Genomic DNA, 6,906 nt, shown 5'->3' on the forward strand with positions numbered 1-6,906 from the left:
CACTAAACAATCGCGGTCGTCCTCGGCTATGCTGTTTAGAATGTGGCCACTCCGATAGTGCCTCGTCGTCAATCCGAAACGTGAGTGAACCTCGATTGACTAGGGAGCTGTTGTACTTGCGCCAGTTGGTGGTTTTATCGCGAAGCGTCGGCATGAAATCAAAGTCAGTAAATGAATGTCTCTGATCTGATCGTAACAGTGGGATTTACGTCACTCGAGTTCGGCAACAAAGCCACAGTAATGACTCAAGGTGTCGCTAATTTATTGGAAACGAATATTGGTGCAAATCTACATATTTATTTGATGCGTCATCAAAACGGTGATTGGGGCGATATGTCAATCGAAGATAAAATCACGAATGACGAATCAACAAAATCAGACGGTCGCATTATGTCGAGTTATAAATTTTGTGGTGAAAAAATCTGGATAATCACCGAGTGGAATAGAAGCGTAACCACAGTCTTACTTCCTAGTGAATATTGAAGAGATGAATTGATGTAACAAAATGGAGTCCAAACAAGGACTCCATTTTTTATGCCTATGAAAAATTAACGTTACTTTGTGGTTTGCTCCCCAGTGTTAGTATGGCTTTTTGTTTTGATGAAGCGGGAGCCTATTATAATGTGTCACCGGATTTATTTCGATCTATCTCGCAAGTTGAAATCAGTCTTAACCCTAACGCCTATAATGAAAATCGCGATCAATACGGAAAGCTAAATTTGCCAGTTATAATTGGAATAGTGTTGGTGCGTATACTGTGGGCTTCTCTAAGCGCACCGAAAACGCCAGAAAAATATATACCCAAAAAATACAAAACATGTATTTTTCGCAACACGTTAAATAAACAGGCGTGCACCATAATAGTGCAAATAGTTTTGTCCGCGACCCTCCCCATCTCTTCTTGCTCACCTCTAGAACTGCCCGATTCAAGCGCCAACGGTTAGGCTTTTCGTTCTGTTTGAGCTGATCTTGTCCCTTTGGAAAGGTAAGCCATCGAACGCACGACAGAGGCAAAGTGGTACTTTGGATTTTCCCCACACACCACGGCGCATTTTTCAAATGCGAATGGTTGTCTGTTGAAAAACATAAATCTATTAAAAACAACAAGATAAAACAGAACAAAGTGCACTAAAGCCCATCAAAAAAATTTTCAAAATCTCAACTAATTAGCCGAAAAAATCCGATGCACATTTACATCATAAGTGAATCAATTGTACTTAACGCCTTTTGCAGTAAGGGCTAAGCAAGGTGTTACAGTGAAAGTGATGTAATCATGATTCATATGTAATTAAGATGCTGTTTGTAAATGAGATTATCGGCATTTTTGTTGTTGGGGTGATTTACATGTGATGCATTTGTAATGTATATTTGAGGTTCTTTTTTATGGTTGGTTTAAGAGGGAGTGGTGGGATCATGGCGAAAGCTTTTTCTGTACAAAGCTACATTCGAGGTAAATTAGAGCAGGACTTCAAGACGTTCAGAGACGGAGAAAAGTTGGGGGATGCTGAAGCGGTTCGACAGCTTTTGACGTTGGCACTGCGGATCAAGTTGAACGACAAAGAAGATGATCGTCCCTCCAACCGAGAGTTGATGGAAGAAACGTTTCGCAGAGTCAGGCAGCTTCAAGGTGTGCTGAATTTAAATTTAGCTCACAGTTTCGACGGCGAGAATTATTATAAAAACAAAGCCGAATCGATAGAGCAGAGAAAATCGAACACAGCCTTGGTCGATAAAAGCGTGGATGCTTATCTGGCAGGCGAAAAAAAAGGGTAGCCTACAGGCTACCCTCCTTTTATCGTTCGAGTTCTCTATCAATTTCTCTATCTTCAATATGGTTCTGTCTTTCCTTATTATTGAAGTCCATCTCTCGTTGCGGTGAGCGGCCTTTGTTTTCAAAGTATTCCAGAGATTGATTGTCTCTCTCTTTTTTCTCGTCAAAGTCAAGTGAGTCAATATCATGTTCTGGGTGCGTGTTTATGCGCTCGTCTAATTCAAAGTGGTGTACGCTATTACCTTTCTCTAGTTTTTCAATGTAAGACGCAATGTCTTGTTTGAGATGGTTATCAGATATAAATTGAACGTCCCGACTATTGAAGTTTTCCATGATTTTCTCAACATTGTTTGGATTTAAATCCTGATTGCCTTGACTCAATACAATAACGACGTTTTGCCTCAGTTCATCCGTGGAAAGATTTTGAATGTCATTCTTGTGATTGACGTTAATAATATCAACCTGTCCTTGAGTTTGGTCTCGAATTAAGAATGAGTTTTCAATCGAAGTACTGATTATGGTGGTGTTTAAATCTGTTCCTTGGTGAAACTGCGTCATGTTTTTAGACTTTGTTCCTAGCGTTCTTGGGTTAATGTCTAGCGTGTTATCTTTATTTCCTTCTCCATCCAAATAGGTCACTTCAATCGCTTTGGTTTCTCCTTGTTTGTTATGGATATTCGTTAACATGGCCGGGTGAAAGGATTTGTCCTCGGATGAATACACGGCAGGATGGTATTTAACGTGGCTATTTTCGATATTGTTCACACCAAGTCGGTTTAAATATCTCTGTGCTAGTGTGCCATCAATGGGCAGACTTTGCTCTACGTATTCTTTGGCTCTTTCTTCAAACTGAGCAATATGCCTTGGGGTGGTGGCGAGGAGTTTGTCGTGCTTACTGCTTTCCTCCAGTTGATATTTGTCAGGTTCATTGAGCATTTTATGTGCTTCATTCATGGCGTCTTTGTAACTTATTTCCTTATGGCTCATCATTAGGTTAATCAGTGAGCCTTTTTCTCCGGTGGTGTAGTCTTTAAAATAACCCCGGTATTCTCCGGTTAAGGTCACTTTAATAGCAGATTGCCCCACACCAAAGATTAAGTAATCACGGTCAGATTTGGATTGATTGGGCTGACCTAATAACGCAGTGGCAAGACTTTCGGTGTATTTGGGAAGCTGTGTGTTGATGTGCTCCTTAAATTTATTGTAATCGAAGTCACCATTTTTATTTTGGAACCGGATATCCTCATGGGGCAGGGCGTTACGGTTAAAGTAGGTGGTGTCTTTCGGCGGAATGTGGCCGAGGGTTTCTATCGCACTGGCTTTATGGCTTTCTTTCGAGAGCCAGGTTTTGACCAATCGAGTTGGGTTGTCAGTGATAAGTTTAACGTGTTGACTGGCACGGCTGCTATCGATGTAAGCGTGTCTTAAGTCGGTCAGTGCTGCTTTACTTTTGACGCCAGCAATAATGATGGGACGAGTGGTTCCTTGTGACATATTGGCGGTGCGGGCGTAGGAATAATCCCAATGTCCGTCTTTGACTGCGTCGGGGTTAATGGTGAGAGAGTGTCCCGTTTTTGACTGTGCCACAATGGTATCTTCCTTGGCTTGTGTAACGACATATTCCACATTGGCTTTGATGCCGCGCTCTTTATCGGTAAAGCGAGTCATAATATTATCGCCCGTGGAAAGTGGCTTTTCGGACTTGGAGAACAAAGTGGTGAACTTATGGTCTTTGTTGCGGGGCAGGAAAGCCTTTTCGATGCCAGTGTCAGCATTTTTCACCATCACGACGCCATGCTCTGAATCTACGTGGGTAATTTCACCGTACTCACCAGGACGGGTGCTGAGAAATAACCCTTTTTGATAGGGCATCATGGTGGAAAGCTCTTCCATACTGTGACCGGTTGAGCGCAGTCTTGTGGTCATGATGTTCTCTTTTCCTAGCTCATTATTTTTCATCAATCCGACGCGAACGTAGTCCGTGGTTTGGTCGCGCTCTTGGTTGGTGTAGAGGATCATGAGTGCGTTTTCTCTGGTTTCTGGGGTGAGGGAAAGGTATTCCTTAGCGACGGCGTAAGGCAGGGCTTCGGTGGCGGCCAGTTGCGCCCGTGCTTTGTCTTTCGCATGTTCATCTAACGTAGAGACAACATGTAGCGTGCTGCCTAGTGTATCTGGGGCTTGCTGCTTAAGTTTATCTAACGCACTCTCAGGTTGCTTATCAAGGATGTTGTGTACAGCACCAAGCAACGTTGCGTTTTGCTGACGGACAATGTCGGTCATATAGGCGGTCTCGATACGTCCTTGATGGATGGCAAGTCCAAAGGGATTACCGGCACTGAGTGACAGCAGTTGCTCTGTATCACCAAGGAAGGTCGCTTTGGATTGACTGGCACTGACCAGTGCGGTGAATTCCTTAACTTGTTGGTTACCGACCATAGAACTTTCATCGAGGAAGAACAGAGTGTTTTGGTAATCGCTAGGGTGGCGTTGACCTTGGCGAAGGTCGCTCAATAAGCTTTCGAGGGTTTGTGCTTTGACGCCTTTATTTTCAAGCTCAGCAACTGCCGCATGAGTGGGCGCTAGACCGATGACTTGCGATGGCGCATCGCCCGTAGCAGCACAGGTGTGCTGAATGAGTTCAATATTGGATTCAAGCATAGTGGATTTCCCTGTGCCGGCTAACCCTTGTACGGCCACAAAGGTGTCTTTAGTGGTCGAGATAAGCGTAATGGCATCTTTTTGTCCTTGGGTTAAGCGAGGCTGAGTATCGAGAAAGGCCTGCACTTGTTTAGGGGTAGCAAAGGGCTGATGTTGGTCTTTGCCATCGGTGATGGTTTGTAAGATGCGTTTTTCTGTATCGAGCGCGGCTTGGGTGGTCCAGCGTGTGCCGTCGCTGTACTCAGCCGAGAGGGTGTCACTGCGTTTGGCCAGTTCCGTTTCAATTTGCGTTTTAGTGATGGCGCCGCCCGCTTCCTCAAAAGCGTAGCGCACCGCTTCGACCACTAACGCTTTTTGGCTAAATGCCGCTTCTCGCTCTGATAAGTGGTTAAGGGCAAAGCTGACCGCTTTCTCGATGAGCGGGGTGTGCTGCTCTTGGGTGAGGGTGGTCAGGGCCAGTTTGATGTCAGAGCGCAGCGTCAGTGCCGTGGCTTCTGACAGGTATCGGTCGGTAGTGGTGTGAGTATGGGTGACGCGTTCAATGGCAGAGGGTTTGACGTCACTTTTTTCCAATGCTCGCTGCGCTTTATCTGGGTGGTCAGTAAACACATCAATGCGCTCAGTCTTTTCCGTTAAATCATGAAAGAGGGCTTTAGAGAGCGTAAAGGCTTTACCAGAAACGAGGGTGCGCTGCGCCTCTCGCAGTTGGTTGGCGCTTTGCACGTAGTCGTATTGCAATGGGGCGTCTTTGAAGGCGTCAAGCGGCAGGGTTTGTCGTTCGCCTTGCGTATCTTTCAAGGTTATCCCATGTTTGCTGATTTCTGTGACCGTGTATCGGCTGTTGGCGTCCAGTCTAGCTGGGAAGTGTTTGCCTGTCGTGAGCAGTCGCTCTCCCTGAACAATGGTCAGGGCTTCAGGTTTAAACACCTGCATGTTCAGCGCTTTAAAATCTTGGCTGGAGGGATTAAAGGTCATGGCGCTGCCGTCCGTTTTGCTGAGTACGTGAATCAGGTTATCTTGTCGGTCGGTGCTGGCCACCACAACGTCGTGCGGCTTGCCGTCTTTCCAATGTCGTAGTGTCATACCGGCCTTGTAGTGCTGTGCGAGTGATTGCTGAGGTTTTGAGAGGTAATGGGGCTGCTGAGTGAAGAGCGTGACGCCTGTTCGAGCAAGCTGCCCAGCATTTTGCATCGAAGCGCGAATAGCGTCGGTTAACCGGCGCTGCTCCACACCAGAGGTGGCAATCACTTGCGTGTTGTCTTTATCGGTTAAGTAGGTATAGGCTTTCGCCAAGGCTTGTGTGTCTTGCGCGTGCAATGACACTTGCGTCTCTTTCGAGGTCTGGTTGACCCATGAATGGGACAGCACATTGCCTTTACGATACAGTTCAATGGCGTTATTGGCTTTAAAGCCTTGACGACTCGATACGCGGTTTAGCATGACCACCTTACTGTTCGATTGCTGGGCTTTTTCGGTTAAAGCGATGAGTTCATCCGCGCTTAGAGTCTGAGCATCATCGATAAGCAGGATGTCTTTGTTGGTTAGAGGCGTGTCTCCTTGCAGTAAACCAAAACGGGTATGGCGCTGCTCTGGGGTAAAGTGGTGTTTTACCCAGGTCGCAAACGTACGGCTTTCACGCTGCACTTGCTGGTCATGGCGCTGCTTGTCTTTGGTATGTTGCGAGACAAGGTGAACCCGTTTACCAGCATGGTTTCCCACATTGAGCAAGCTCTGTGCGATGGACGCATTGCTGCCATGCACGTTAACCACATGAAATTGCTTAGTGGACTGATAGATGTCTGCCACCTTTTGCTGTTGGTCTTGATGGATATCAAGAGTATTGAGAGTACGGCGACTCACAGGCGTGCGCATATGATGTGCTCGTCCTTGGGTCACCGTCATTAGGTGCTGCTCGGTATCGAGCATGGCTTGGGTGGTGTATTGCCCTTTTTCCGCCAGAGGGACGAGCGCGCCCTCTTTTATCCATTGGTCTGCGACCACTTTTAAGTCAATGACGTTGGCTTGTTCGCCCCCTTTGGTAAAGTCAGAGGCCGCCAGTTCAATGATTTTTTCTAGCTTTAATGCCGTGTTGTATTGTCCAAGGTGCTCGACAGCGCGATGAAATGCCTCTTTTGCCACCCGTTCAGGGTTGTGTTCGTGCTTGGTGACGTTTAACGCATTTTGAACCAATTCTTCAGGCTTGAACCCATTGTCTTTGACGGTTTGTTGCCAGCGAGCATTTAGGACGGAATCACTTTCGTAAGTTTTGGATTTGCGTGTGTCGAGGTTCGCTACGTCTTTTGCTGTACGAGAATCAAAGCCTAAGTCTAAGGTTTGCTGTTCGATTTGCTGCGTTCGAGTAGAGAAGGTGTCGATGAGTACTTGAGGTACACCCTCTATATCAAATTGCCCGTTGCCGAGGGGGCGCGTTGCATAACCTAGATTTTGAGCTTCTTTAGCCAATTGGCTTTGGTATA

General features: G+C 46.1%; 3 protein-coding genes and 1 pseudogene. 2 read left to right on the top strand and 2 right to left on the bottom strand.

The window, feature by feature from the left end; translation table 11 throughout:
- A pseudogene (locus tag HW45_RS30005) lies at positions 1–154 on the bottom strand (IS5/IS1182 family transposase); the annotation flags it as partial.
- Positions 155–171: 17 nt separating this feature from the next.
- On the opposite strand from HW45_RS30005, the gene HW45_RS14815 reads away from it, so the two are divergent.
- Together HW45_RS14815 and HW45_RS14820 are read left to right on the top strand one after the other, a co-directional pair.
- Positions 172–483, top strand: a complete 312-nt coding sequence (locus tag HW45_RS14815; protein ID WP_051868145.1) for a hypothetical protein — start codon at positions 172–174, stop codon at positions 481–483.
- A gap of 930 nt (positions 484–1,413) precedes the next feature.
- The gene (locus HW45_RS14820) at positions 1,414–1,773 is read left to right on the top strand and encodes a hypothetical protein (protein WP_038227996.1); all 360 of its coding nucleotides are present in this window, start codon (positions 1,414–1,416) and stop codon (positions 1,771–1,773) included.
- A 19-nt stretch (positions 1,774–1,792) separates the two neighbouring features.
- Here the strand turns inward: HW45_RS14820 and traI are convergent.
- The coding region (gene traI / locus HW45_RS14825; protein ID WP_038227830.1) for a conjugative transfer relaxase/helicase TraI at positions 1,793–6,906 on the bottom strand (5,114 nt) is incomplete at its 5' end.

This window comes from Vibrio sp. ER1A (assembly GCF_000733315.1).
Taxonomy (GTDB): Bacteria; Pseudomonadota; Gammaproteobacteria; order Enterobacterales; family Vibrionaceae; genus Vibrio; species Vibrio mediterranei.